This window comes from Neobacillus sp. FW104-15D2 (assembly GCF_058790155.1).
Window position 1 is genome coordinate 59,919 of the sequence record NZ_JBYTCJ010000008.1, and the last position, 24,066, is coordinate 83,984.

The 24,066-nt window shown below is 37.9% G+C and carries 23 protein-coding genes and 1 pseudogene; 22 read left to right on the forward strand and 2 right to left on the reverse strand.

All coding sequences use genetic code 11. The annotated features are described in order from the left end of the window. Positions 1 to 115: 115 nt before the first annotated feature. Positions 116 to 841 (reverse strand): ZIP family metal transporter, encoded by a 726-nt coding sequence (locus AC3WR0_RS08465; RefSeq protein ID WP_492551893.1) that lies wholly within the window; start codon positions 839 to 841, stop codon positions 116 to 118. Between the two features lie 388 nt (positions 842 to 1,229). On the opposite strand from AC3WR0_RS08465, the gene AC3WR0_RS08470 reads away from it, so the two are divergent. The 14 genes and pseudogenes from AC3WR0_RS08470 to AC3WR0_RS08535 all read left to right on the forward strand — a co-directional run bounded on the left by AC3WR0_RS08470 (position 1,230) and on the right by AC3WR0_RS08535 (position 13,682). Next, positions 1,230 to 2,744 (forward strand): helix-turn-helix domain-containing protein, encoded by a 1,515-nt coding sequence (locus AC3WR0_RS08470; protein WP_492551894.1) that lies wholly within the window; start codon positions 1,230 to 1,232, stop codon positions 2,742 to 2,744. Between the two features lie 231 nt (positions 2,745 to 2,975). Then, positions 2,976 to 3,209: a hypothetical protein gene (locus AC3WR0_RS08475; protein ID WP_492551895.1), complete on the forward strand. Its 234-nt coding sequence runs from the start codon at positions 2,976 to 2,978 to the stop codon at positions 3,207 to 3,209. Positions 3,210 to 3,238: 29 nt separating this feature from the next. After that, entirely contained in the window at positions 3,239 to 3,526 is a 288-nt protein-coding gene (locus AC3WR0_RS08480; RefSeq protein ID WP_492551896.1) for a YciI family protein, read from the forward strand. 276 nt (positions 3,527 to 3,802) lie between these two features. Beyond that, positions 3,803 to 5,473: a urocanate hydratase gene (gene hutU / locus AC3WR0_RS08485; RefSeq protein WP_492551897.1), complete on the forward strand. Its 1,671-nt coding sequence runs from the start codon at positions 3,803 to 3,805 to the stop codon at positions 5,471 to 5,473. A gap of 15 nt (positions 5,474 to 5,488) precedes the next feature. Next, the gene (hutI, locus tag AC3WR0_RS08490) at positions 5,489 to 6,817 is read left to right on the forward strand and encodes an imidazolonepropionase (RefSeq protein ID WP_492551898.1); all 1,329 of its coding nucleotides are present in this window, start codon (positions 5,489 to 5,491) and stop codon (positions 6,815 to 6,817) included. Continuing rightward, positions 6,759 to 7,748 carry an agmatinase family protein gene (locus tag AC3WR0_RS08495; RefSeq protein WP_492551899.1) on the forward strand — a complete coding sequence of 330 codons (990 nt, stop codon included), beginning with the start codon at positions 6,759 to 6,761 and terminating at the stop codon, positions 7,746 to 7,748. The genes hutI and AC3WR0_RS08495 overlap by 59 nt, the downstream gene beginning before the upstream one ends. 7 nt (positions 7,749 to 7,755) lie before the next feature. Then, positions 7,756 to 8,034, forward strand: a pseudogene (locus AC3WR0_RS08500) (YjiH family protein); the annotation flags it as partial. Between the two features lie 376 nt (positions 8,035 to 8,410). Then, positions 8,411 to 8,698 carry a hypothetical protein gene (locus AC3WR0_RS08505; RefSeq protein ID WP_492551900.1) on the forward strand — a complete coding sequence of 96 codons (288 nt, stop codon included), beginning with the start codon at positions 8,411 to 8,413 and terminating at the stop codon, positions 8,696 to 8,698. Next, positions 8,685 to 9,167, forward strand: a complete 483-nt coding sequence (locus tag AC3WR0_RS08510) for a CBO0543 family protein (RefSeq protein ID WP_492551901.1) — start codon at positions 8,685 to 8,687, stop codon at positions 9,165 to 9,167. The genes AC3WR0_RS08505 and AC3WR0_RS08510 overlap by 14 nt, the downstream gene beginning before the upstream one ends. Positions 9,168 to 9,348: 181 nt before the next feature. Continuing rightward, the gene (locus AC3WR0_RS08515; protein ID WP_492551902.1) at positions 9,349 to 10,488 is read left to right on the forward strand and encodes a DUF2515 domain-containing protein; all 1,140 of its coding nucleotides are present in this window, start codon (positions 9,349 to 9,351) and stop codon (positions 10,486 to 10,488) included. Positions 10,489 to 10,890: 402 nt separating this feature from the next. After that, on the forward strand, positions 10,891 to 11,034 hold the full coding sequence (locus AC3WR0_RS08520) for a hypothetical protein (protein WP_492551903.1): 144 nt from the start codon (positions 10,891 to 10,893) through the stop codon (positions 11,032 to 11,034). A gap of 249 nt (positions 11,035 to 11,283) precedes the next feature. Then, a complete protein-coding gene (locus AC3WR0_RS08525) occupies positions 11,284 to 12,114 on the forward strand; it encodes a hypothetical protein (RefSeq protein WP_492551904.1) in 831 nt (276 codons plus the stop codon). Between the two features lie 65 nt (positions 12,115 to 12,179). After that, the gene (locus AC3WR0_RS08530; protein ID WP_492551905.1) at positions 12,180 to 12,761 is read left to right on the forward strand and encodes a YitT family protein; all 582 of its coding nucleotides are present in this window, start codon (positions 12,180 to 12,182) and stop codon (positions 12,759 to 12,761) included. Positions 12,762 to 12,848: 87 nt separating this feature from the next. After that, positions 12,849 to 13,682 (forward strand): halocarboxylic acid dehydrogenase DehI family protein, encoded by an 834-nt coding sequence (locus AC3WR0_RS08535; RefSeq protein ID WP_492551906.1) that lies wholly within the window; start codon positions 12,849 to 12,851, stop codon positions 13,680 to 13,682. 478 nt (positions 13,683 to 14,160) lie between these two features. On the opposite strand, the gene AC3WR0_RS08540 is transcribed toward AC3WR0_RS08535, so the two are convergent. Next, a complete protein-coding gene (locus AC3WR0_RS08540) occupies positions 14,161 to 14,337 on the reverse strand; it encodes a hypothetical protein (RefSeq protein ID WP_492551907.1) in 177 nt (58 codons plus the stop codon). Positions 14,338 to 14,646: 309 nt separating this feature from the next. On the opposite strand from AC3WR0_RS08540, the gene AC3WR0_RS08545 reads away from it, so the two are divergent. From AC3WR0_RS08545 to AC3WR0_RS08580, 8 genes are all read left to right on the forward strand, one after another. After that, positions 14,647 to 17,049 carry a beta-glucosidase gene (locus AC3WR0_RS08545; protein WP_492551908.1) on the forward strand — a complete coding sequence of 801 codons (2,403 nt, stop codon included), beginning with the start codon at positions 14,647 to 14,649 and terminating at the stop codon, positions 17,047 to 17,049. Between the two features lie 305 nt (positions 17,050 to 17,354). Then, positions 17,355 to 18,590 carry an MFS transporter gene (locus tag AC3WR0_RS08550; RefSeq protein ID WP_492551909.1) on the forward strand — a complete coding sequence of 412 codons (1,236 nt, stop codon included), beginning with the start codon at positions 17,355 to 17,357 and terminating at the stop codon, positions 18,588 to 18,590. Between the two features lie 144 nt (positions 18,591 to 18,734). Then, complete coding sequence (locus tag AC3WR0_RS08555; RefSeq protein ID WP_492551910.1) at positions 18,735 to 19,427, forward strand: response regulator transcription factor; 693 nt, start codon at positions 18,735 to 18,737, stop codon at positions 19,425 to 19,427. After that, positions 19,411 to 20,676: a sensor histidine kinase gene (locus tag AC3WR0_RS08560; RefSeq protein ID WP_492551911.1), complete on the forward strand. Its 1,266-nt coding sequence runs from the start codon at positions 19,411 to 19,413 to the stop codon at positions 20,674 to 20,676. The genes AC3WR0_RS08555 and AC3WR0_RS08560 overlap by 17 nt, the downstream gene beginning before the upstream one ends. Before the next feature lie 119 nt (positions 20,677 to 20,795). Continuing rightward, positions 20,796 to 21,260 (forward strand): FMN-binding protein, encoded by a 465-nt coding sequence (locus tag AC3WR0_RS08565; protein ID WP_492551912.1) that lies wholly within the window; start codon positions 20,796 to 20,798, stop codon positions 21,258 to 21,260. 16 nt (positions 21,261 to 21,276) lie between these two features. Then, entirely contained in the window at positions 21,277 to 22,215 is a 939-nt protein-coding gene (locus AC3WR0_RS08570) for an FAD:protein FMN transferase (RefSeq protein WP_492551913.1), read from the forward strand. Then, positions 22,202 to 23,077, forward strand: coding sequence for an RnfABCDGE type electron transport complex subunit D (locus tag AC3WR0_RS08575; RefSeq protein WP_492551914.1), 876 nt, complete (start codon positions 22,202 to 22,204; stop codon positions 23,075 to 23,077). Before AC3WR0_RS08570 ends, AC3WR0_RS08575 begins: the two co-directional genes overlap by 14 nt. Before the next feature lie 186 nt (positions 23,078 to 23,263). Continuing rightward, complete coding sequence (locus tag AC3WR0_RS08580; RefSeq protein ID WP_492551915.1) at positions 23,264 to 24,016, forward strand: sulfite exporter TauE/SafE family protein; 753 nt, start codon at positions 23,264 to 23,266, stop codon at positions 24,014 to 24,016. Positions 24,017 to 24,066: the final 50 nt, after the last annotated feature.

A 24,066-nucleotide genomic window follows, 5' to 3' on the forward strand; every position in this document is an offset into this window, starting at 1 on the left:
ATTCATGGCGCCTTTTTAAATGGAGAAAAAAGGTGTTTTGTATTCGATGGTGAATATAATTTTAAAGTCCTTTAAAAAACTCCTTAAAGAATTTTCTTCCTTTAAGGAGTCTTTATTAAGAAAAATGATCAAGGATTAATGATGCTAAAAGACCGAGAGCAGCTATTAAACCTGTCATTGGGCCGCTGTCTTCATAAGCTTCCGGCATCATTGTGGAAGCGATCATGGCGATAATTCCTCCTCCTGCAAAAGCAGCTATGCCAGACATGACATTCTCGGAAGCACCATTTAAAAAGAAATATCCTCCCCAGGCTGCAAGGGTGGAGATAGCGAGTACCCCTATCCAAAGAAGGAAAATCTTTTTCTTTGAGTATCCGCTGGCTTTCATTCCAACTGTACTGGATAAACCTTCAGGAATATTACTTATAAAAATAGCTATAACCAATAGGAGGCTTACGGATTTTTCAAGTAAGCTGGCACCTATCATAATAGATTCGGGAATAGCATCCATAATTGTCCCGATAAAAATGGCAAGTCCTCCACCTTCCGCAGCTTTCTGGGCGGAACGTTTTCTATGAAAGGCGCCATTTTTTGAGACTATAAAATCGAAAATGGTAAAAACCACAGCACCTGATATAAATCCGATACTTGTTGGTGTAATTCCTCCGTCTTTAACTGCATCGCCAAGCAGTTCATAAGAGGCGGCACCAATTAAAACTCCTGTACCGAATGCCATGATATAACCAATCATTTTTTTAGGGATGGAGAAAAACATTGACACTAAGGCACCTAAAAGTACCGCAGAGCCTGCAATCGCACCCCACATTGCCGCAGACAACATTAAGATCTCTCCTTTTATAAACAACTACCCGAAACGTTTTTGAATAAACGTTAGAATTTCATTAGAGAATATCCGCGGAAATAGCTTTAATGTCTTCAAAAAAGCGGGCAGGGCTTAAGGAAAGCGAGTGGCAACGAGGGAAAATCAACAGTAAAATTTATCAGCGCCTTAGAGAAGAGAAAAAGTGAGGCAGCTAATTTCTCTAACATCAGATCGTGTGTAGCCAAAGGTTTAGTATCTTGAAAAATCAGATTACTTTAACTTTAACTCTAGATTAGAACCAATGGGGAAGATACTGATGCGGCAATGCTTCTCAAGGTAAATCTGTTGTAACAGGAAAAAATCAAAAAACGAAGAACTCTATATCAAAATGATTGGAGGGGAAGAGATGGAAGGGAAATGGCTGATTGCGGATCGGGATTTGAATGAGCGTGAAGGACTTAAATGGCTTTTAAAAACATCGTCCATCCCCGTAAAGGAGATATTTTTGGCAGCAGATTTCGGGGAATTCAAAAGTCAATTTGAAAATCAGTCACCGGAAGTCGTTGTGATGGAGCTGGATATGATATCAAAAGAAAATGGGAAAATCTTTCGTGATTTGATTCAAATATATGAACCTATTCTTCTATTAACCAGTACCGAAGCAACCTTTGAAATGGCAAGTTCGGCTATTGACCTTCAGGCAATGGATTTAATGATCAAACCGTTCTCTTCAGTCAAGATAAAAACTGCTTTTCAAAAAGCTTCCCGCAAATTGGCCAGAGAGAATAATTCTGATTACCACCTCAGTAGCCAGAGTCATGACTTCTCTTATGAGGAGCTTTTTATTGATCAAGGAAAGGAAAATAATTCCCGCATAGCAGCTTTTCAAACAGAGAATTCAGAGGAAGTCCGCACCCTTTCTTCTTTTTTATCTGTCTTTCCCTTTAAGGAAATATACGGTATTTTTCCATTAAGTGATATGGTGATCCTTTTATTCGAAAAAAAATGCGAGAATGTAATAGAACAATGCCTAAAGGCCATGAGCACCTGGGAAGAATCAAATTCAGAATCACTGGCTATTGTCGTTAATAATGGAATTAGCCAAACGACAACCCTTCGGAAAAAATACATCCAAATCAGAAAGATGCTTCAATTTACATACTACAAGGGCTATCGGCAAATTTTATCTTTTGAAAAAGAACCAGGCTGGGAGCATTTAGATCCATTCCTCACGCCACCGGAACAAAGGGAATGGGTAGATATGCTATCGAAATTTGATATAGAAAAAATAAAAACATGGCTTTATACAGAATTTCTTGATCTCGAAGAGCCATTTCCTGATCCAGGAATTGTACGAATTAGGCTGACCAGCATCCTTGCTCAAATCAGAAGATTTATGAAGACCTTCAATCTTAATGACAAAGTGGAACATGAAAAGGAATATCGTTATATTTTCGATTCTATTTTATACGACTCCGTTCTTTACAGGACTGTCCAAAACCTGGTTCTCTTCGTCCAGGATATCTTTGAAGGGGCGAAAGCGAGTTTCAATGAAATTAAGTTTGATCCTGTTGAGCGGGCGATTTCTTTTATGGAAACTAATTTTTCAAAAAGTAACCTTCGCCTTGAGGACGTTGCTCTCTTTGTAGAAAGAAATCCCTCATATCTAAGCCATCTTATCATGTCGCGCACTGGAAAAAGTTTCTCAGAGGCATTGAGTGGGATCAGAATGAAGGAAGCTAAGAGACTGCTAATTGAAACGAGAAAGCCTGTAAAAGAAGTTTCTTTACTAGTGGGCTATCAAAATACCAATTACTTCAGCAGTAGCTTTAAGGAAATGGAGGGTGTTACACCAAGGGATTTTAGAATGAAAAAGCATCTCTATTTAAATGGAATGGAGGGACGCAATGATATACGATGAGGATAAGATAGAGAGTTTATTAAGAAAAATGATGCCGGAGCAATAACCGGTACACTGTACGGTTTACTTCTCGCCCTTTTATTCCCAAGCTCAGGAGTAGAAATAAGTACTGTCAGAAACTATATATGGCAGTTCGTAGAGTCTGTCCCCATCTATCTTATGTTTACTGTTCCTGTTATTCTAATTTATGGCAGTTAAACCTCTTATATAAGTGATTTAATAGGCAAATGGATGGAAAAAAGAACGAACAAAAGAGTAGAAGTTTTATTTTCCTTCATTTTACATATGTTATTTGGTTTGATTTTATTATGGATTAGCTTTTTTGCTGCATTACTGTATTTCATAGTTGATCGCTTTTTAAAGGTTAATGTGAAAACCTATAAAGCTATTTATTCTTTATGGATAATGACCATTCCTGTTTTTGTTTGGTTAGTATTCATGACCATGGTATGGAAAAAAGGCTAAATCATTTTTGCGAAAGGGAGAAATGCATGATGGAAGAATTCGTATATTTGATAGAACCTGTCCGAAACGATTTTATGGAGACGATGACACAAGATGAAACAGAAATTATGAGTGCTCACTTTCAATATCTTAAAGACCTGTTGTCTGAAGGAAAACTGATCCTGGCAGGCCCTTGTCTTGATGGTGCATTCGGTATTGTGGTTTTTAGGGCAGGATCTTTGGAGTCAGCACGTGACATTATGGAAAAAGACCCGTCAGTGGCAGCTGGAATAATGAAAGCTGTGTTACATCCGTATCGTGTTTCATTAATACAATAATAGTTGTCACAAGAGAACAGTAAATTCAGCTGTTCTCTTTTTTTTAGTGCCAATCATATAGCGAAAACATTTCAAAATCCTCTGCAGCTATTGGTTGAGTATAAAGATATTTTCTTAATCTAAAAATATTATATTTTTTTATATTTCTTTGCAGAGTTTCGCTTCAATTATCTAAAAATTTTGTAGTATTTCTAAGTTCCAGTTAATATTTTTCTGAATATTTAGCCTTTATTATAATTCTATAAATACTTTCTTATACAGATAGGGAGTGGAAACATGGCGACTGATACGAACAAGCGAGTAGTGAAAAATTATAAAGGTAAGGATTTACACGCAAAAGGATGGATTCAGGAAGCGGCACTAAGGATGCTAATGAACAATCTTAATGAAGATGTAGCTGAAAGACCTGAAGACCTGGTGGTGTACGGAGGTATCGGGAAAGCTGCCCGTAATTGGGAGGCTTACGATGCCATTGTAAAAGAGCTCCTTCAATTAGAAAATGATGAAACGCTGCTCATTCAATCGGGGAAGCCGGTTGCTGTTTTTAAATCTCATGCTGACGCGCCAAGGGTGTTGCTTGCCAATTCAAACCTTGTACCAGCTTGGGCCAATTGGGAGCATTTTCATGAGCTCGATAAAAAAGGATTGATGATGTACGGGCAAATGACAGCAGGAAGCTGGATCTATATAGGAAGCCAGGGCATTGTACAGGGAACGTATGAGACATTTGCAGAGCTTGCCCGCCTGGAATTTGGAGGAACACTCAAGCACACGATTACATTGACAGCAGGTCTTGGTGGAATGGGCGGTGCCCAGCCTCTTGCTGTAACAATGAATGAGGGTGTTTGTTTGGCTATTGAAGTGGATGAATCAAGGATTGACCGGAGAATTGAAACCGCTTACCTTGATGTAAAAACAAACAGTCTTGAAGAAGCGATTCGGATGGCGCAGGAAGCAAAGAAAGCAGGAAAAGCTTTGTCTATCGGCTTGCTTGGTAATGTAGCTGAAGTTTTACCACAAATGATAATGCAAGGATTTATACCTGATGTCCTGACAGATCAAACTTCTGCTCACGATCCTTTAAATGGCTATATTCCTGAGGGCTACTCTTTGGAGAAAGCGCTTGTCCTTAGAAAAGAGGATCCGGCTCAATATGTAGGCCTTTCAAAGGAAAGTATGGCAAACCATGTCAGGTCTATGGTGGTCATGCAGGAGAAGGGAGCGGTCACGTTCGATTACGGCAACAATATTCGCCAGGTCGCAAAGGATCAGGGTGTAGAAAATGCATTTAATTTCCCTGGTTTTGTCCCAGCGTATATTCGTCCGCAGTTCTGTGAAGGAAAGGGGCCTTTCCGCTGGGTGGCGCTTTCAGGAAACCCTGAGGATATTCGTAAAATCGATGCAGTATTGCTAAAGGAATTTAAAGATAACGAAGCGCTTTGCAAATGGATTCGAATGGCTGGTGAGAAAATCAGTTTCCAAGGTCTCCCTGCAAGGATTTGCTGGCTTGGATATGGCGATCGGGCAAGGTTCGGAAAGATAATCAATGATATGGTAGCATCAGGAGAATTGGATGCCCCAATCGTTATTGGCCGTGACCATCTTGATGCAGGTTCGGTTGCATCACCAAACAGAGAAACTGAGGCAATGAGGGATGGCAGTGATGCTGTAGCAGACTGGCCTATTTTAAATGCGATGATCAATGCCGTTGGAGGGGCAAGCTGGGTTTCCGTTCATCACGGTGGCGGAGTGGGAATGGGTTATTCGCTGCATGCAGGTATGGTTATTGTGGCAGACGGAACGAAGGAAGCTGAGATACGCCTCCAAAGAGTGCTGACTACCGATCCTGGCATGGGCGTTGTCCGTCATGCTGATGCAGGATATGACCTGGCTATCAAAACAGCAAAGGAAAAAGGCATCCATATCCCGATGCTCAATCAGGAATAAGAGGGGGCAAAAGGTATGAATAAGCCAATTTTTATAAGAAACGCGTCACAGCTTGTGACTTTAAAGGAAAGCTCACAAAGTCCCCTTAAAAAAGAGCAAATGTCCGAGCTCGGCATTATTGAAAACGGAAGTATTTGGATTGAAAATGGCATGATTGAAGCAGTCGGGACAGATAAAGAACTTTTTGAAATCTATAAAAATCGATTGACTGAAGCGGAAGTCATTGATGCGGCTGGGAAGCTTGTGACTCCTGGCCTGGTTGATCCACATACCCATCTTGTTTATGCCGGAAGCCGCGAGAATGAATTTAACATGAGGCTTCAAGGTGCAACATACATGGAAATTATGAATAGCGGCGGCGGAATTTATGCAACCACTACAAGAACGCAGAAAGCATCCCATGAAGAGCTTTTTCATGAAAGCTATCAGAGACTTAATCAATTTCTCCTGCATGGTGTAACAACAGTTGAGGCGAAAAGCGGCTATGGTATGGAATGGGAAACCGAGCTGAAGCAGCTGGAGGTAGCTAAGGATCTTCACGAGAAGCATTCGGTTGATGTGGTTTCTACGTTTATGGGCGCTCATGCCGTTCCGAGAGAATATAAAGAGAACCCTGATCAGTTTGTAGATCACCTTATCAACGAGATGATTCCTAAGGTGGCAGAACTTAGGCTGGCGGAGTTTAATGATGTCTTTTGCGAAAAAGGGGTTTTTACACCAGAACAGTCCAAAAAGATTTTAGAGGCTGGAAAAACATATGGGTTAACTCCGAAAATTCATGCTGACGAGATTGAACCTTATGAAGGAGCAGAGATTGCAGCAGAAATTGCGGCGATTTCTGCAGACCACTTGTTAAGGGCTTCCGATAAAGGAATAGAGGCAATGGCAGAAAAAGGAGTAGTAGCAGTATTGCTCCCTGGAACAGCATATTTTTTAATGGCAGAGTCAGCAAATGGGAGAAAAATGATCGATAAAGGAGTGGCTGTAGCATTATCAACTGATTGCAATCCTGGTTCATCTCCTACTGTTTCACTGCCTTTTATTATGAATCTTGGCTGCCTCAAAATGGGCATGACACCGGCAGAAGTTCTTGCGGCCGCTACCATTAATGCGGCACATGCGATTAACCGTGCGGAAACAATCGGCAGTTTGGAAGTGGGAAAGAAAGCAGATGTGACTATTTTCGACGTTCCAAACTACATGAAGCTGCAATACTTATACGGGGTCAATCATGTCGATACAGTTGTTAAAAATGGCCGGGTGGTAGTCAAAGGAGGGAATTTGATTGAAGAACTTTCTTTATCCAAAACTAGTGCCTCCCAATTTTTCTTGGATAAGGCCTGAGCAGGGAGATATAGCGAAAGTTCATGAATGGATTGAGCCTCTGGCCGATTACACCCATGAAAACAGCCAAGATGCTGATGTTGTTCTGGTTGGAGTTCCCTTGTCACGATCATCGATCAGCGCTTCGGGAGCTTCTGAGTTTCCCGAAGCTTTTCGAAGGGCTTGGAAAGGCTTTGCAACCTATAATCTTGATTTTGATATAGATTTATCTGAAATGAAGGCTCTGGATGCAGGGGATGTGCCCATGCATGTAACGGATATAGGAAAATGCCATGAAAATGTACGGGAAGCTTCGGCGGATCTTCACTCCCATTTTAAAAACTCAATGATTTGTGCAATAGGCGGCGATCATTCGATTACTTCCATGATGGTTAAAGGAATGCACAAAGCGGCCCCTGATAAAAGAATTGGAATTCTTCAGTTTGATACCCATTTTGACTTAAGAAGTCTTGCTGATAATGGCCCGTCTAATGGAACACCAATGAGGAATTTGATTGAAAGCGGGATTGTCAAAGGCAGTGACATTTACAATATTGGGCTTCATGGTTTTTTTAATACAAAGGACTTAAAGAAATACGCAGATGAAAAAGGAGTCAATTATTTTACATTGCGGGAGGTGAGGAAAAAGGGGATAGAAGAAACGGTAAAACAGTGTCTTATTGAGCTTTCGAATGAGGTGGATATCATTTATTTAACGGTTGATATGGATGTGCTCGATATTGCATATGCTCCGGGGGTACCGGCCTCAACGCCGGGGGGCATGACAACACAGGAGATGCTGGAAGGGGTATTGGCAGCCGGCAGGCATCCAAAGGTTAAAGCGATGGATATCGTTTGTCTCGATCCTTTACGGGATTCGCTTGTCCAGCAAACAGTAAAGCTTGGAACACATGTGTTTTTAACCTTTCTAACGGGATTAAGGCTGAGATAGAAAGGAATTAAGGAGGCTTCCTGATCCGCTTTTAGCATCCAAGGCGAGTGCTGTTTCAATAGCCGAAATGTTCCTGCCTGCATTGCTTGTGTCAAAAGCAGCCCTCGTTACTCGGTTTGTCATCGCCGTAGTAGCCGTTTCATCCATCATTTTTTTCTCAGCTGTTGTACCTTGTATTGTATCGACAGAAATCCCGCTTAGCATACGCCAGTTGGTTGTAATCTGGTTTGAAAGAGTGGTCTTAACAATAGTAATCACGGCTCCAATTGCGTATTTATTATTGTAATCGAAAAAACCTGTTTCCGATTGGAAGCAGGTTTTTTCTTTGGTATTAAAACTTTTCCTAGAGGATTTTTATGGAAACTTATAGAATAAATGTGTATTCGATAGCTTTAGGTGGGAATAAATCGATACTGTAAGGTATTCAAAGGAGCTCTTTCTTTAATAAATTAGGGGTACGATACAGGAACTGAGGTGAGAATGGTGAGGTTGGCGATTTTTAAAAATAGAGTAAAATCTTTAGTAATTATTCAAATGATATTTTTTATATCTTTTATAGTGTTATCAGCTTGCTCGTTAAGAAATAACAGCGTGGACTTTTTTTATAATGGACTTTGTCAAATTAATATAGGCTTTGTCTGGCTCTTTATAGGGATAGAGCAATGGATCTTAAAAAAGAAAAAATGGGCTTTCCTTTATTTCGCTTTTACGGTTGTTTCAATACTACTAGCGATAGAAACTTTTCATATTTTAGAGTTAAAGCAAACTACGCTGGAAAAGTAACTGTTCTCCCGGGAACAGTTTTTATGTATTATAAACACGATAAAAGTCCTGCTATAATAAGGAAAAAAATGGTACATACTATTTGTGTGAAAGTAGGTGCCATTTTATGTGGAATGCAATTTATTCGTTTGTTTGGTTATTTATTTTATTTAAATGGGGAAATTTAAAAAACTGGTCAAAATATTATCCTACATATCTTTTTTTCGTTCTAGGGGACTTTATTTATCTTATTTTTTATCGGATATCTATCCAATGTGGAAGTACACACCCCAGGGTTTTGACAAGGAAATAGGATTGGTGAATGCTCATGTATCTTTATCGGTCATGCTGATAAAATACCCTGCAACAACCGCTGTCTACTTATCCAAGTTTCCGGATAAAGGTAAAATTAAAAAGGTATTATATATAACTTTTTGGGTCCTTATATACTTTGTAAATGAGCTGATTGACAGAAAGACACATTTAATTCGTTATTATCATGGCTGGAGTATTTATTGGTCTATCTTATTTAATTTTGTTATGTTTACGATTCTGAGAATACATTATCGAAAACCTTTGGCCGCCTGGATATTTTCCGTGGCAGTCATATTATTTCTTTGGTTTACGTTTGATGTCCCTTATAAAGTTTTTAGATAGCCATATCGTTAAAAAATTTATTTACTGACTGCCCAGGCAGTCTTATTTTTTTTTCGAAAATAATCGATTAATCATGTTATTTAATGAGTCCTAATAAATTATAAGTATGACTTCCCATTCCTCCTGGTTATTTATATATTATCGTTTTATCTAACTATCACATGTTTAAATGGGGGAGATGGTGAAAGGGGTTGTTATCATATTTTTATTACGGAAACGGGAAAAGCTCCCTTATGAGATAATCGGGGAAGAGCTAAAAATTAAGGTTAAACAGGAGAAAATAACTCTAAGTTTGAAGCCTTCAGATAAACTTTTACTTGAAAAGATTAGAGTGCAAACGAATGAGCAAAATTTAAATAATGTTACTAGAACCAAGTCTTACTTACAGTTTTATGAGCGACATCCAGAGGTCCATTGGGCGTTACTAGCACATATGGTTTCCCGAAATGGCGGCTGGAACATGACAGATCTTAAAGGAGAATTTTTAACAAGATTATTATCTAATAGGGAAATTAAGTCTTTTTTTGACTTTTTGGAGAGGGGAAATTGGCTTATATTCCAGGATGCTTTTCCACAGCTTTTGCTTTATGAGGAAAGCTTAAGAAGCAGTAAACCCCTGTTTTATTTATTGCCCCACTTAGGCGTATCCACTTTTATGGAAACAGTTTGGGATTATTTCTGGAAATATAAGAAAACAAACCTTTTGACGATTGGTCTTATTATTAATGAACAAAACTATATAGAGAAACGAGTTGTTCAGCATTCTGTTTTTAAAAATCAAGTGTTTAATAAGCTTGAGTTTAAACTACAGGATTTGCTCTCCTTTAACCATATTCTTTTTCCATATGGACAAAAGTACCTTATTGGTAAAACAGTTCATCACTTTGATTCTCTTCATGAAAGAATTTTGCTGGGTAAAAGGCTGTATCAAATTTTATTTCAGGATAAAACCAGAATGGAAGAGGTAAGGAAATGGGCAAAACAACATCCACATACAGGTTCAAGAAAGGATTACTGGCCTCATATTTACAATAATACAAACGAAGGTATGCCGGGATTTCCTTATCAGCTCAGGCTTCAATCGTGTCAGCTTCGGCCTGGTGCCAATAAAATTTACAGTCCTAATCTTCAAACAGCCTGGAAAAATGTAAAGAATGAAGAGGCGGAAATAGGAGACTGGTTTAATGAATGGAATATAGCTGACTACTTCATGGAAGAAAATGAAATGCTTGATGGAGAGATTAAAAATGATTACTGTAAAACGCTTGAAATGCTTGAACTTGCCTCACTCGCAAAAAAAGCTTTATCTATATGGGAATAAAACTTATGCTCCTACTATCATTCTATCCTCGCAGCTTAGCACCTATCTAGATCTGACACATTGGGAGCGAAAATATTTAAGTTCCCGATGAGATCACTTTCTAAGATAATTACGATGAATATTGCCTTCAATCATATACTCCTTCCTACCCTAATAATGATGTATCTGCTTAACCACCAGATCGGCATATAATATTAAGTTTGCTGATAGCAGCAGGTGAAATTATCTCAGAAAGACTGCGAACTGGAATCACTTGTATACAGCGGCAGGCTCTGTTTTTTTCTTTTCTATTCTTTATTCCTTTCATAATATTTAAATCACAAAATCGAATAGTTGATTAATCCTTTTCGAATCAGGACACAATTTGTTTAGCAAGAAATTATCAGGAAAGGAACGATCAACATGAAAAATCAAAAGGATCCAGATCAAAAGCATTTTAAAAGTAACTCATACGAGATTGAAAAAGAAAACAACCATACCATTCATCTTTCAGAAGTACCAACACCTCATCAAGATGGTGCAGCAATAACCGAAGATATGGAATAACCATACAAAGGTACCAAAACCATCCTATCCTTTAGGATGGTTTTTCATTTTTAGAATCTGATGAGAGGGTTATAAAAAACGATAAGAAGTTTTATTTATTAGTCTTGTTGATATTATCGTAATTATTCTTTGCTTAAAAAATCATTAGGACTGATTGCTTTAAAATAGCTCTAGCATTTTAGTTATGAAACCACGTTAGAAAAATATAAATAGAATAAGCTGAAATTTTTACATGAAGGGGGGCTGTGGATGGGTATTTTCAAAAAAGGTACTGAAGAACCTGAAAAAGATGAATATGAAAGGATAGTACGAAGAGTAAATACCTTGGAAGTACATCTAAGCCGCCTTTTAAAAATGGAAGATAAGCTTGGCCCTCTGCTCACCCTAAAAGACCGTTTCGAGACAAAAAGAATGAAAGAGCAAAATGAAAACCAAAAAATTAGGTTAATGGAAAACCAAATCAATAAGCAAAATGCTGAAATAGATAGGATGAAACAAATCATTCATTCTTTTATCGAAGAAAAGAATCAAACAGTAATGGAAGAACAGATAAAAAAACATACTGCCGAAATAGATAGGATGAAACGAATCATTCATTCTGTAATGGAAGAAAAGAATCAAAGATCCGATGTGTTTGAATCAGAGTCATCGTCTCAAACAGATACTCAAATGGCTGATCTGTTTAAAAAATACACGATGCTTGAGACGAGCCTTACCCTAGTGAATCAGATGCAGATTAATATTCTACGCCGTTTGGAGGCCACTCAGGAAGAAATAGCAGCTATTCATAAGGGCGTTGACAGCCAGACACAAAGCAAGGCACAGTTTGTAACCAAAGATATATATATTGATAAGTTCTTTTTGGAAAAATACGAGCTGAATAATAATATAGGAACCGTAGGAATAAAGGATTTAGGGGGGGCTTTAAATATTGGAGCTACCTATGGAAGTGTTCCTTTACCTGGAAATACCGCTTCTTCTTCAGAAGACCTGGAGGAAGAAAATGAAGATCTAAAAGAAGAGGAATTTGAAAGTTCAGCTGTTGAAATCCCTATTGATGGGACTTCTGAATCGGACTGATGAAAAGGCATATATGATTTGTTTGTCCATATAAATTTAAAAAGGAATGGACAAGGGATGATGAAATGTTAAGAAAAGCAGTAATAACCGTTTTTGCTAGTATATTAATTGGCATTGGTATAAATGGATTTATTATTCCTATCCATCTTATAAATGGCGGTTTCTGGGGTGTTAGTTTAATACTGCATTATTTGCTTGGATTTAAACTTGCCATCACTTTTACATGCTTAAACTTCCCGGTTTTTATTTTTGCAGGTATGTATGATAAGAATTATTTTCTAAATGGAATAATGGGGATAACTGTTTCCAGTATTATTGTAGGATTGTTGACTCCCGTTCAGCATATGATCAATTTACCTGTTTTAATAAGTGTCCTCTTTGGGGGGACAACTATTGGAATAGGTGTAGGCTTTATGCTGAGAGAACATATTAGCCCGGGAGGAATTGATTTACTGGCATTAATGGTTTCAAAGATGCTTTCCATCAATGTAGGTGTGGCGGTGCTTATATTGGACACACTCATTATTGGATTTGGAGCGGTAATCTTAAGAGATGAAAGGCTTTTATACTCGATGCTAATTGTTAGTATAGTTGGAAGTATGACCATTATCATAACCTCGATAAAAAGTATCAAACTATATAGTTAATAAGATCGCAAGCTGTTTTTTTATTCTTTCGAAGAAAACAAAATCGGATAAAGCTATGGAATACAAATAAAGAAAAGGGGAAGATCAGTGAGCGACTTTGGCATCCCGGAAATTTATGAAGAGGAAGCTGCTGGGGAATTAAAAGAGGTCTATCATGATATTAAGCAGGTCTTAAAAGTCCCTGTTGTTAATTTTATTTTTAGAGCATTGGCGAATTATCCCGAATTTTTAAAAATGGCCTGGACTGAAGTACGGGAAAGTTTTTTAACGATTAATATGGAGAAAACGGCCAATTCGATAAGATATCCGCAAATTAGCTTACCTATTCACCCTTTTCACAAAGGGCAGTTCCATCTTGACTCCAGTATGATACACCAAATAAAAAAGGAAATCTTCATTTTTCAATATGTAAATCCAAAGCTTAGTATCATTACGAGTGCATGGGCTGAGAGTTTAGGCTATCGGCCGATTGATGGAGGAAAAAAGGTTTGGGGATTTATAAGTCCCGGTATAGAGATTAACCTGCCAAAGGTTCAGATGGTTAAATGGTCTGAAGCTTCACCTGCAGTCCAAAAACTTTATTTAAGTATCATGAAAAAAAATCATGTTTTTGACATCGCCAGTGATTATAGAGTTTATGCAAAATATCCAGAGTTTTTGGAAAGTATTTGGAGCCAGCTGAAGAAGTATGTTGGAACGGAAGAATATCTGAAAACTCAAGAGCAAATAAAAAAAAGCGCCATCCAGCTAGCACATAAACAAATGCCTTATCCTGTTACAATAAATAGAGCACAATTAGAAAAAGATTTCACACCAGCAGACATTGCCGGAATTATGGGCCTAGTTTCATACTTTCAAAACTTTTTGCCTGGCCTGATAATAGAGACTGAATTTATTAGACGGCTAACTGTTTCTCTATAATAATCGAAAAAAAAACCATATTTAAGGAGGTTCGTATGTTTCTTTTGTAAAAACCAGCGTTAATCGATGTAAATAAAACGACAGCGTAAACAAGCTTATGCTTTTGAACAGAACCCGGTATCCCAAAGTGCTTATGAGGAATTAACTTAGCATTGCCAATTTACGAGAAACGGCAAAGGCACTAGCAATAATCTCTATAAGAGCAGCGATGCTTGCCTATATAACTGTAAAAAATAGTCCAAGGAGGGCTTGCTGCTTCAGCAAGCGCCTATGCATTCCAGGACATTGGGTTCCATAGAAATTTTGATTGAAACACCTTTAGAATTTAAATAAAAAGAGAAAAGCTATAACTCACCAAAAGGGGAGTTATAGCTTTTTTTAGCTAATCAGAATTTATATCCATAAATTCTGAACGCATAAGCAAAACTAAGGCATCCGCCAAAAAGGACTTGGCGAATGCCAAGTTTTTCTAATACAATTATTTACTTAGCGACTGTGCTGCCAGCATTTCCATAATAGTTGTTGTTTTACCATTGATTATTTCAGCTGGATTGTTGTTGAATACATAAATCCACGACCAATGGCCATTGTAGTCGTAAGGGAACCCATCCGCTTCTTTATATAAGCCTGTTCTATCTATTACTTTATCAAACAATGAAAAATGAACATTCTCCGCTCCTGCCTCTACTAAACGATTAAAGGTTGGAACAGCATATTGGTAAAAGCATTAATTTGTATTTATCTAGATTAATTTGCCCATTTTTAATTTCAAGAGTCATTTCTATTATTCCTCCGACAAATTCCAACATGACTATTGAACTAACCAAGATTAAGGGCATTACCTAACGCAAAATAATGAAGGAATTCGCAATATAATCCTGTATTTTTAAAAAATTAAAAATTCTAAATGATGTAAATTTAAGTTGAAAGCGCTTAATTAAATAGAAATGGAAGGGGTTATACCATGCTGAAGAAAATGAAACGAAAGAAAAATTTACAAATGTTAACCGCTACTCTCACTACCTCTTTAATTCTTTCAGGACTCACCTTTGACATTGCTTCTGCACAGAATCCAAATTCACAAATTACTGCAAAATCAGGACAAACACAAACTATTGGAAGCCAATCCGTATCACCTTATTTAACCGATGAAGCTTCTATAGAAAGTGTCATTAAGGCCATGTCTTTATATGAAAAAGCAAAATTTGTTGTAGGCGTTGGAATGCCAGGATTTACGAGAGGGCCATTTGAGGTAACTGGGGCCGTAGGAGGTACATATGGAATTCCGCGTTTAGGCATTCCGGAATTAAGATTTGCCGATGGTCCGGCGGGATTAAGAATCCGCCCAACAAGACCTGATACAGAACAGACATATTATGCAACAGCATTCCCAATAGCTACTGCATTGGCATCTACTTGGGATACTGCAACTGCAGAAGCAGTAGGCAGGGCACAGGGAAATGAAGTAAAAGAATACGGTGTGGATCTATTATTGGCACCTGCCTTAAATATTCAGAGGAATTTATTGAACGGAAGAAACTTTGAATATTATTCAGAGGATCCTTTAATATCCGGAAAAATTACTGCAGCAGTGGTAAATGGAGTCCAATCTAATGGTGTTGGAGCTACAATAAAACATTTTGCAGCAAACAATCAGGAAACAAACCGGACGTCTGTAGATACAGTTGTATCACAAAGAGCATTGAGAGAGATTTATCTCAAAGGATTTGAAATTGCAGTCAAAGAATCCAATCCATGGTCCGTAATGAGTTCATATAACAAGATAAATGGAACCTCAGCCTCACAAAATGAGGATCTCTTAACAACCGTTTTAAGAAAAGATTGGGGTTATAAGGGCTTTGTAATGACTGACTGGTTTGCCGGAACAGATCCAGTAGAACAAATGAAGGCTGGCAATGACATGATCATGCCAGGTACTTCGCAGCAATCTGACAAGATTAAGGCTGCGGTAGAAGAGGGAAGGCTGGATGAAAAAGTTCTTGACCGCAATATCAAGAATATACTCCAGATTGTTATTCAGACTCCAGATTTTAAAAATTATCAAAATACGGATACACCAGATTTAAAAGCACATGCTGAAGTAGCGAGAAAAGCGGCAGCAGAAGGAATGGTACTATTAAAAAATAATGGAATTGCCCTTCCGATAAAGAAAAGCAATAAGGTTTCACTTTTTGGTAATACGCAAATTGAAACCATCAAGGGAGGTACCGGCAGCGGAGATGTAAATGCCGCCTACACTGTCTCTATTGCGGATGGTTTAAAGGCTGAAGGATACCAAATAAATCAAAATTTATTTAATACCTATAAAACTTATATCAATTCTTTGCGCCAGCAGGACCAATATAAAATTAAACCTAGTCCTTGGGGAGAAGATTTTGGCAAGTTAACTCCTGCAATTCCTGAAAAGTCATTAGACCAAAACGAAATTACTGATGCATCGAAACAAAGTGATTTTGGCTTGATCGTTATTGGACGAAATTCTGGAGAAGGCACTGACCGTAGAGTTGAAAAAGGCGATTATCTATTAAGTGATGCAGAACAAGATATGGTCACAAGAGTATCAGAAGAATTTCATAAGCAGGGGAAAAAGGTAGCGGTGGTCCTTAACATTGGGGGACCAATTGAAGTAGCAAGCTGGAGAGATAAGGTAGACTCCATTCTTTTAGCATGGCAGCCTGGCCAGGAAGCTGGTAATGCCGTTGCTGACGTATTATCCGGGAAAATTAACCCATCCGGCAGACTGGCAACTACTTTCCCTGTAAAATACAGCGATATATCATCGGCAAACAACTTCCCTGGAACCCCAGAAGGAAATCCTACTCAAGTATCCTATAAGGAAGATATTTATGTGGGGTATCGTTATAATACAACATTTGGAGTAAAGCCAGCCTATGAGTTTGGCTACGGATTATCTTACACTGATTTTAACATTAATCATGTAAATATCAGCGAGGGAAAAAAATTTAAGGACACGGTTTCTGTCAGTGCCATGGTTGAGAACACCGGGGAAATTCCGGGTAGGGAAGTAGTTCAGGTCTATGTATCCGCACCAAATGGAAAGCTTGAAAAACCTGCAGTTGAGCTTAAAGCATTTGGCAAAACAAAGGAATTGAAACCACATCAGCGTCAGTTGCTTCAATTCAATCTTAATGCCAAGGATCTGGCGTCCTTCGATGAAGAATCATCTTCATGGATTCTAGAAAAAGGCACTTATTCAGTTAAGGTAGGTTCGTCTTCTGAGAAAATAAAGGGAACTGCAACATTTACGGTCGATCATGATATGGTTATCGAAAAAGTAAATGATGCACTTGCTCCTAAAGTTAGTTTCGAAAGACTGCAGTATTAAAGAAAAGTCTAATTATAACGATGGAGCTTATCATTAGGGAATATGAGTCATAAGTGGAATGAAACTGAAGCAAGGCGGGAGACCAGACATGCGTGATAAGGGTCTATATACCTTCTCCCTTTATATAGCAAGCAAGTTTTAAGCCCTCATTTGAGGGCTTTTTATCATTTTTATGTATCTCTAACAAAATAAAAATTTAAGGTAGAAATATTAAGTGTGTAACCAGAATATTCATAATCGTGATATTATATTTAAATAATTAGGCTGATTGATATCATCGAGAAGCGGTATAACAGGAGGTAATTATGTTTAAAAGAATTCAGGGAAATGCCAGGGGCTGTTTGGTCTACGAACCAATGTTTATCCTGCCATACAGTATGCTGTCGATGTATACATCTGTCTATATGTTCGAATTGGGGGTCAACGAGAGGGAAATTGGTTTGATTACCTCAATAGGTCTTATACTTCAGCTTTTCACGTCTTTTATAAGCGGTTATCTTACTGATCGAATGGGCAGGCGGAGGGCACTTCTTTATTACGATCTTTTAGGATGGAGTCTTGCTGCATTGATATGGGCAGTATCACAAAATTTCTGGTATTTTCTGATTGCCGCTGTTATTAATAGTTTCCTAAGGGTTCCTAATACCGCCTGGTACTGTTTATTGGTTGAGGATACTAGCCCTAAGGACCGCTCCATTGTTTTCAGAGTTATTCAGCTTATTGGTGTCATCGGAGGATTATTTGCTCCCCTAGGCGGTTTGCTTGTTAATCATTTTACCTTGGTTCCTGCGATGAGGATTATGTATATTCTTTTCGGAGTAAGTGTAACTCTTATGTTTATTGGACGTAATTTCTCCACACATGAAACGGAGATTGGGATCCGAAAACGAGAAGAAAGCAAGACAATTAATTTAAAGGATAATTTTCAGGAATATCTCTTTACCATTAAAAGCATTTTTAAAAATCCTTTATTGATGATTGTCTTCGGAGTTTATATTCTATTCAATTTCCAGGCTACACTTCAAAATACATATCTATCGATTTATCTGGTGGAGGCTTTGAGAATTAAAGATTCATTTATTGCCATATTTCCGGCAGTCTCATCCGTTGCCATGCTTGGTCTAATGTTTTTAGTCATTCCACGTTTTAAAGAGAACAAAGCTCGTAAATATATCATATTGGGTTTTGCGCTCGCCATCTTGGCAAAAGTGATGCTTATTGTTATTTCTCCTGGTGAAATGACTCCTGTTATCCTAAGTACTATGCTTAATGCGGCAGGAAGTATTATTGCCAGTCCTTATCTTGAAACGGTTGTGGCCAATTCTATAGACGATGAACATCGTGCCAAGATGTTTTCTATTCTTCAAGTACTAGTACTTCTTTTTATCTCTCCAGCAGGGATAATTGGAGGCTGGGCCTACACGGCTGACCCAAGGCTTCCGTTTATATTAATGATTCTGGCTTTTACTTTGAGTATTTTTTTGATAATAGAGTTAATGCGCAGGGAAGCAAAAAATATATCAATAGAAAAAGCTAGTTAATCTGCCTTCCAAAAGCTGTATCTGCCGCTTTTTTTGCTATCACTTAACCCTTCAGAGTTTGACTAATTGATTTCTTAATAATTTTTTAAAAATAGAGGGTTATGATATAAAAGGAACAATTAATCAGCAGTACCGGAGGAAGGCATGAAAATATTAATAGTTGACGATGAAAAACCCTTGGTAGAAGGGATTTTTAAAATATTAAATGAAGAAAATTATGATGTTGACACTGCTTTAAATGGATATGATGGACTCTTACTTGCTAAGCAGAGTATTTATGATGTAATCATACTTGATATAATGCTTCCGGAGATGGATGGTTTCTCGATAGTAAAGACTTTGAGAAATGAATCGATTAGGACACCTATTTTACTTTTGACGGCAAAGGATAGTGTCAAGGATAGGGTTTTGGGATTGGATTTAGGAGCAGATGATTATTTGATTAAGCCGTTTGCCGGACCTGAACTTTTAGCTCGAATACGGGTTCTACTGCGCGGAAAAGGGGATCAGACAGATACTGAATTGGAATATGGTCCTTTAAAAATAAACAGCATTGAGCACGATGGCTATATTCATAGTAAAAAGTTAAATTTAACAGTAAAGGAATATTCATTATTGGAATTTTTCATACTCAACAAGGAACAAATTTTGCTTCGGGATCAAATTTTTAATCGAATTTGGGGATTTAATTCTGAAGCAGGATTAAGTGTTGTTGATGTATATGTACACCATCTTCGCAAAAAGCTGGCTCCGTTTCATATAGATCACTGGATTAGAACAGTACGAGGAATTGGGTTCATGCTAAAAGGAGATGAATTCATTGTTCCGGAAAACTAAAATCCAACTCGTTTCACTTTTTACTCTCGTTTTCTTTTTTATCTTAAGTATTTTGGGTATTAGTCTTTATTTATATATGCATAAAATTTCCTTTGCCACCATTGATGATAAATTAAGACATAAGGAGGATTTCCTTCTTCATAATAGCAATGATGAATTTACTGATGAAAACGAAAGAGAATCAGAAAGAAAGGTTTCATATTTACTCTGGGGTAATAACGGAAACTTCCTGTTTAGTGAGCCAAAGAATGCTTTTTTGAAAAATGAGATTTCTTCTTTAATGCCAAAGGTAAAAGATAAAAAGATTCATACACAAACAGTTAATGGTCACTCCTATCGGATTCTTACACATCCCATACAGGGACAGGAACTTAAAAGCTACCCAGCAGCTGTAAATGTTCAACTCGTTTATAATATTGACCCCGAAGTAAGTGTTCTTCAAAGACTGCTGATATTAATTGGAGTGGGATGTGCATTTGGACTGCTGTTATCCTTTTTTGTTGGTTTGTTTTTAGCGAATAGAGCGCTAGTTCCAATTGAAAGGTCGTGGGAAAAGCAAGCTCAGTTTGTAGGTGACGCTTCTCACGAACTCCGGACCCCGCTTGCCGTTATACAAACACATTTGGAACTGCTTTTTCGGCATCCTGCAAATACAATTGAACAAGAAAGTACGACAATATTTAAAGGGCTGGCTGAGGTCAAACGCCTTAGCCGGCTGATTGGGGACTTACTGACCTTGGCAAGAGCAGACTCAAACGAACAGCTTATTAATCCGGAAGCATTTTTAATAGATGAGCTGCTTCGAAATGTAGTGGAGCAGTTTGGGCCGATTGCTGATATTAAGGGTATTAAAATGAATAACGATATAGAAGACAATATCCTTTATTTTGGTGACAAAGCACGAATTCATCAGTTGTTGATCATTTTAATGGATAATGCTTTAAAATACACTATGTCGGGTGGGCAATTATTAATTACTTCTAAAAAGGATGGCAGCAGCCTGAGAATAAACATAGAAGATACAGGGAGCGGGATACCTGAAAAAGATTTACCTTTTATATTTGATCGTTTTTACCGAAGTGATAAGGATAGAACAAAAGAAACTGGTGGAACCGGGCTTGGTTTGTCCATTGCCAAATGGATTGCAGAGGCTCACGGAGGGCAAATATATGCAGAAAGCAGGCTCCATGAAGGAAGCAGGTTTACTATAATACTTCCCATAAAGAATCATTTAGCTAAACTCACCTAAAGGTGAGTTTTTTAATTTGGGATCTGTTAAATAAAAAAATAATTTTTTTATTTTGTTTTTAAAAGTTTTTTAAAAATCTTTAAGTAAAGTAAAGGGCAAAGGATAGGAGGAAAAACAATATGGCTAAAATGGGACCTAAATTAATGACATTATGTTCGGCAGCGATAGGTGCTGTGTACCTTGCTGGTTTTTATGTTACGGATTCAGCTGACCCAGCATTGACACATCCTGAAATCAACAAAAACAGCATAAAAGCTGCTGATAAAAGCATTAGGCCGATACCAGAAATGAAAAATCAGACTCAACAGGCACCGGCCAAAACATATAAAGATGGTACCTTCACAGGACAGGGTTTTAACCACATTGGTTCCGTTGAAGTAGCTGTTACACTTCATAATGATCATATAACAAAAGTAGAAATTAAAAATTGTGATACACACTATTCAGAGTCTTATATTGAGGATCTTCCAAATGAGGTTATTATGCGGCAAAGCCCAAATGTAGATATTGTTTCGGGGGCCACAAGGAGTACAGAGGATTTTCAGACTGCAGTAGAACAAGCATTACAGCAGGCTAAAATTTAAAGGGAGGAAGAAAAAAGTGCAAACCGTAAAAGAAAAAACTAGTTACATTAAGACCAGATTATATATGGGTACGATAATTTCTATTAAAGTGGTAACCGAAAAGCCTTATTCAGAGGTTAATTACAATATAAATAGAGCGTTTAAAACTTTTCAAAAGGTAGAAGAAATTTGCAGCAGGTTCAGTGATCAAAGTGAAGTAATGCAGCTCCTTAATAATGTAGGTGAACAGGTGAAGGTAAGTGAAATATTATATCAAGCTGTTCGTTATGCTTGTAAGGTTGCGGAAATAACCGGTGGAATGTTTGATCCCTCTATTGGGCAGGTTTTGGAATCGAAAGGGTTTAACCGACATTATTTAACCCGTAATACGGTGAAATCCACTATTGCCCCTTCACCCTCTGTTTCCTATAAAGATATTATATTTGATGATAAAAACAAAACCGTTACACTAATGAAACCACTCATTATTGATCTCGGTGCCGTAGCAAAAGGTTTTGCCATAGATTTAGCAGCCAATGTTTTACGAATTTACGAAGGATTTTATATAGAGGCAGGGGGCGATATTTTTGCTGGCGGGAAGAATGAACAAGGAAGGCCGTGGAAAATTGGCATCCGATGTCCATTTAACAAAGACAATATAATAGGAGTAGTGGAAGTTTCGGATAAGGCGGTTTGCACATCCGGTAGTTATGAAAGAGTTAGTCCAAATGATGAAAAAACACATCATCTTCTAAACCCTAAGTCTGGTAAATCTGAAACAAAAATAATTAGCAGTACGGTAGTAGCTCCTTTTGCTATGATGGCCGATACTTTATCAACTGCAGCATTTATTTTAGGAGAGAAGAAGGGTATTGAACTGTTAGAGGAGAACGGACTTGCCGGGCTTTTGCTGTCCCCTGACAGGAAGCTATGGATGACTAAGGAAATGGAGGGTCATCTAAATGCCAGTAAATAAACCGGAAAGAAAATATTTAAACACACCTCATGGCTATGTTATTTACGAAGAAAAGGAAACCCGTATTAAGCGAAATGCAAAACCTAGCCTCATTAAAACGCCGAAAAACATTTTAATCGTTATCTTACTTGGTATTTTGTTCATAGGAACGGCAGGAACTCTCGATATGAGAGGTATCATCAACACGGCATTTGCAGTAACAGCCGCGGTTGCGGTAGATATAGGATTGGCATTTCGAAGGTATCCAAAAATTAAAACACCGAGCGGTTCCATACTTACAGGTCTAATAATTGGATTGGTATTAAGCTCAGCTGTTCCTTGGTATGAGACAGTTTTGACCGCCGTGGCGGCCATTTTATCGAAACATTTCTTGCGCGTTAGAAAAAAGCCGATTTTTAACCCTGCTGCATTTGGCCTCTTCCTGGCCATTTTATTTTTTGATAGTGGACAAAGCTGGTGGGGAGGATTTTCTTTACTTCCTGCCTGGTCTATCCTATTTTTGTTTATTGGCGGCTATTTTATAACCCATAAGGTTAATAAATTCCCTCAAGTATTTAGTTTTTTGGGGACATACTTCACTATTTGTCTAATTCTGGCTTTAATGAAATATAGAGATATTTTTGATGTTCTGCGTAATCCTTTTATTAACTCTGTTTTATTTTTAGCCTTCTTTATGGTGACAGATCCCCCAACTTCACCTGCAAAAAATTCAGACCAAATAAAATTTGGAATAATTGCAGCAGTAATAAGTGTAATTAGTTATTTACTATTTGGTGGGCTGGCCTTTTTATTAATTGGTTTGTTGGCGGCAAACGGCTGGAAAGCATACAAGACCTACAGAGTGGCAAAGGTAAAAGGCTGATAATTATGGAAAGTTTTTTAGCAAAAGTTTATCAAAATCTATTAAAATGCAAGGTATAGGGTTAATTCCTATACTTTTTTTAATTACAAAATCAGTTATTTTAAATAGCAATCTTTATAATAGGAGGTATAAAGAATAAAAAAATAGATTCATAAGGAAATTTACGGTTTTTTTGGGGGGATGGACATGGCGATAACATTAACCATGTTATTTTTAGGATTGTTATTAGGATTTATTGGTGCCGGAGGTTCCGGCTTTATTATTGCGATTTTAACGGTCCTGTTTAATGTGCCAATTCATACAGCTCTTGGCACCTCACTGGCAGCCATGGTGTTCACCGCACTGTCAGGGGCTTACAGTCATTACCGACAGGGGAACATTGATGTAAAAACAGGGGTCACAGTGGGCCTCTTTGGAGCTTTTACAGCCTATTTGGGATCGAAAATTGCAGGTGTAATTCCGGTTGATTCCTTACATTGGCTAACAGCAGGTATGCTGTTTTTATCAGCAGTTATGCTTGTCATTCGTTTATTTATAGTGAAAAAAATAACGGACAACGATGCTGGAAGGAAGGCTTCCAATGGAATTCTATTACTGAAGTCAGCTCTTGTAGGTATTGCTTCAGGTATTTTATCCGGTACATTTGGGATTGGCTCTGCTCCTTTTATTCAGCTGGGATTGATTGTTATTATAGGACTCTCTGTGCAAAAGTCTATTGGGACAACCATGCTTGTTATTCTCCCAATCGCCTTAGCAGGAGGAACGGGTTATTATTTTGAAGGCTATTTTAACTTTATACTATTAGTTCAGGTATTGGCAGGGACAATGATTGGCTCTTATATAGGTGCTAAGTTTACTAACTTTGTACCGGTGGGTATTTTAAAAAGTGCCATGGTGCTGACACCTCTAATGGCTGGAGCGATTTTGCTGATTAGGTAAATAAATTTACAGGCTGCAGGGCTCTTTTTTGAAAAGGCTTTGCAGTCTTT

Coding starts and splice junctions, on each gene's coding strand:
- AC3WR0_RS08465 (WP_492551893.1), bottom strand. CDS start 841: ATGTTGTCTGCGGCAATGTGGGGTGCGATTGCAGGCTCTGCGGTACTT.
- AC3WR0_RS08470 (WP_492551894.1), top strand. CDS start 1,230: ATGGAAGGGAAATGGCTGATTGCGGATCGGGATTTGAATGAGCGTGAA.
- AC3WR0_RS08475 (WP_492551895.1), top strand. CDS start 2,976: ATGGAAAAAAGAACGAACAAAAGAGTAGAAGTTTTATTTTCCTTCATT.
- AC3WR0_RS08480 (WP_492551896.1), top strand. CDS start 3,239: ATGGAAGAATTCGTATATTTGATAGAACCTGTCCGAAACGATTTTATG.
- hutU (WP_492551897.1), top strand. CDS start 3,803: ATGGCGACTGATACGAACAAGCGAGTAGTGAAAAATTATAAAGGTAAG.
- hutI (WP_492551898.1), top strand. CDS start 5,489: ATGAATAAGCCAATTTTTATAAGAAACGCGTCACAGCTTGTGACTTTA.
- AC3WR0_RS08505 (WP_492551900.1), top strand. CDS start 8,411: ATGGATCTTAAAAAAGAAAAAATGGGCTTTCCTTTATTTCGCTTTTAC.
- AC3WR0_RS08510 (WP_492551901.1), top strand. CDS start 8,685: ATGGGGAAATTTAAAAAACTGGTCAAAATATTATCCTACATATCTTTT.
- AC3WR0_RS08520 (WP_492551903.1), top strand. CDS start 10,891: ATGAAAAATCAAAAGGATCCAGATCAAAAGCATTTTAAAAGTAACTCA.
- AC3WR0_RS08525 (WP_492551904.1), top strand. CDS start 11,284: ATGGGTATTTTCAAAAAAGGTACTGAAGAACCTGAAAAAGATGAATAT.
- AC3WR0_RS08530 (WP_492551905.1), top strand. CDS start 12,180: ATGTTAAGAAAAGCAGTAATAACCGTTTTTGCTAGTATATTAATTGGC.
- AC3WR0_RS08545 (WP_492551908.1), top strand. CDS start 14,647: ATGCTGAAGAAAATGAAACGAAAGAAAAATTTACAAATGTTAACCGCT.
- AC3WR0_RS08550 (WP_492551909.1), top strand. CDS start 17,355: ATGTTTAAAAGAATTCAGGGAAATGCCAGGGGCTGTTTGGTCTACGAA.
- AC3WR0_RS08555 (WP_492551910.1), top strand. CDS start 18,735: ATGAAAATATTAATAGTTGACGATGAAAAACCCTTGGTAGAAGGGATT.
- AC3WR0_RS08565 (WP_492551912.1), top strand. CDS start 20,796: ATGGCTAAAATGGGACCTAAATTAATGACATTATGTTCGGCAGCGATA.
- AC3WR0_RS08575 (WP_492551914.1), top strand. CDS start 22,202: ATGCCAGTAAATAAACCGGAAAGAAAATATTTAAACACACCTCATGGC.
- AC3WR0_RS08580 (WP_492551915.1), top strand. CDS start 23,264: ATGGCGATAACATTAACCATGTTATTTTTAGGATTGTTATTAGGATTT.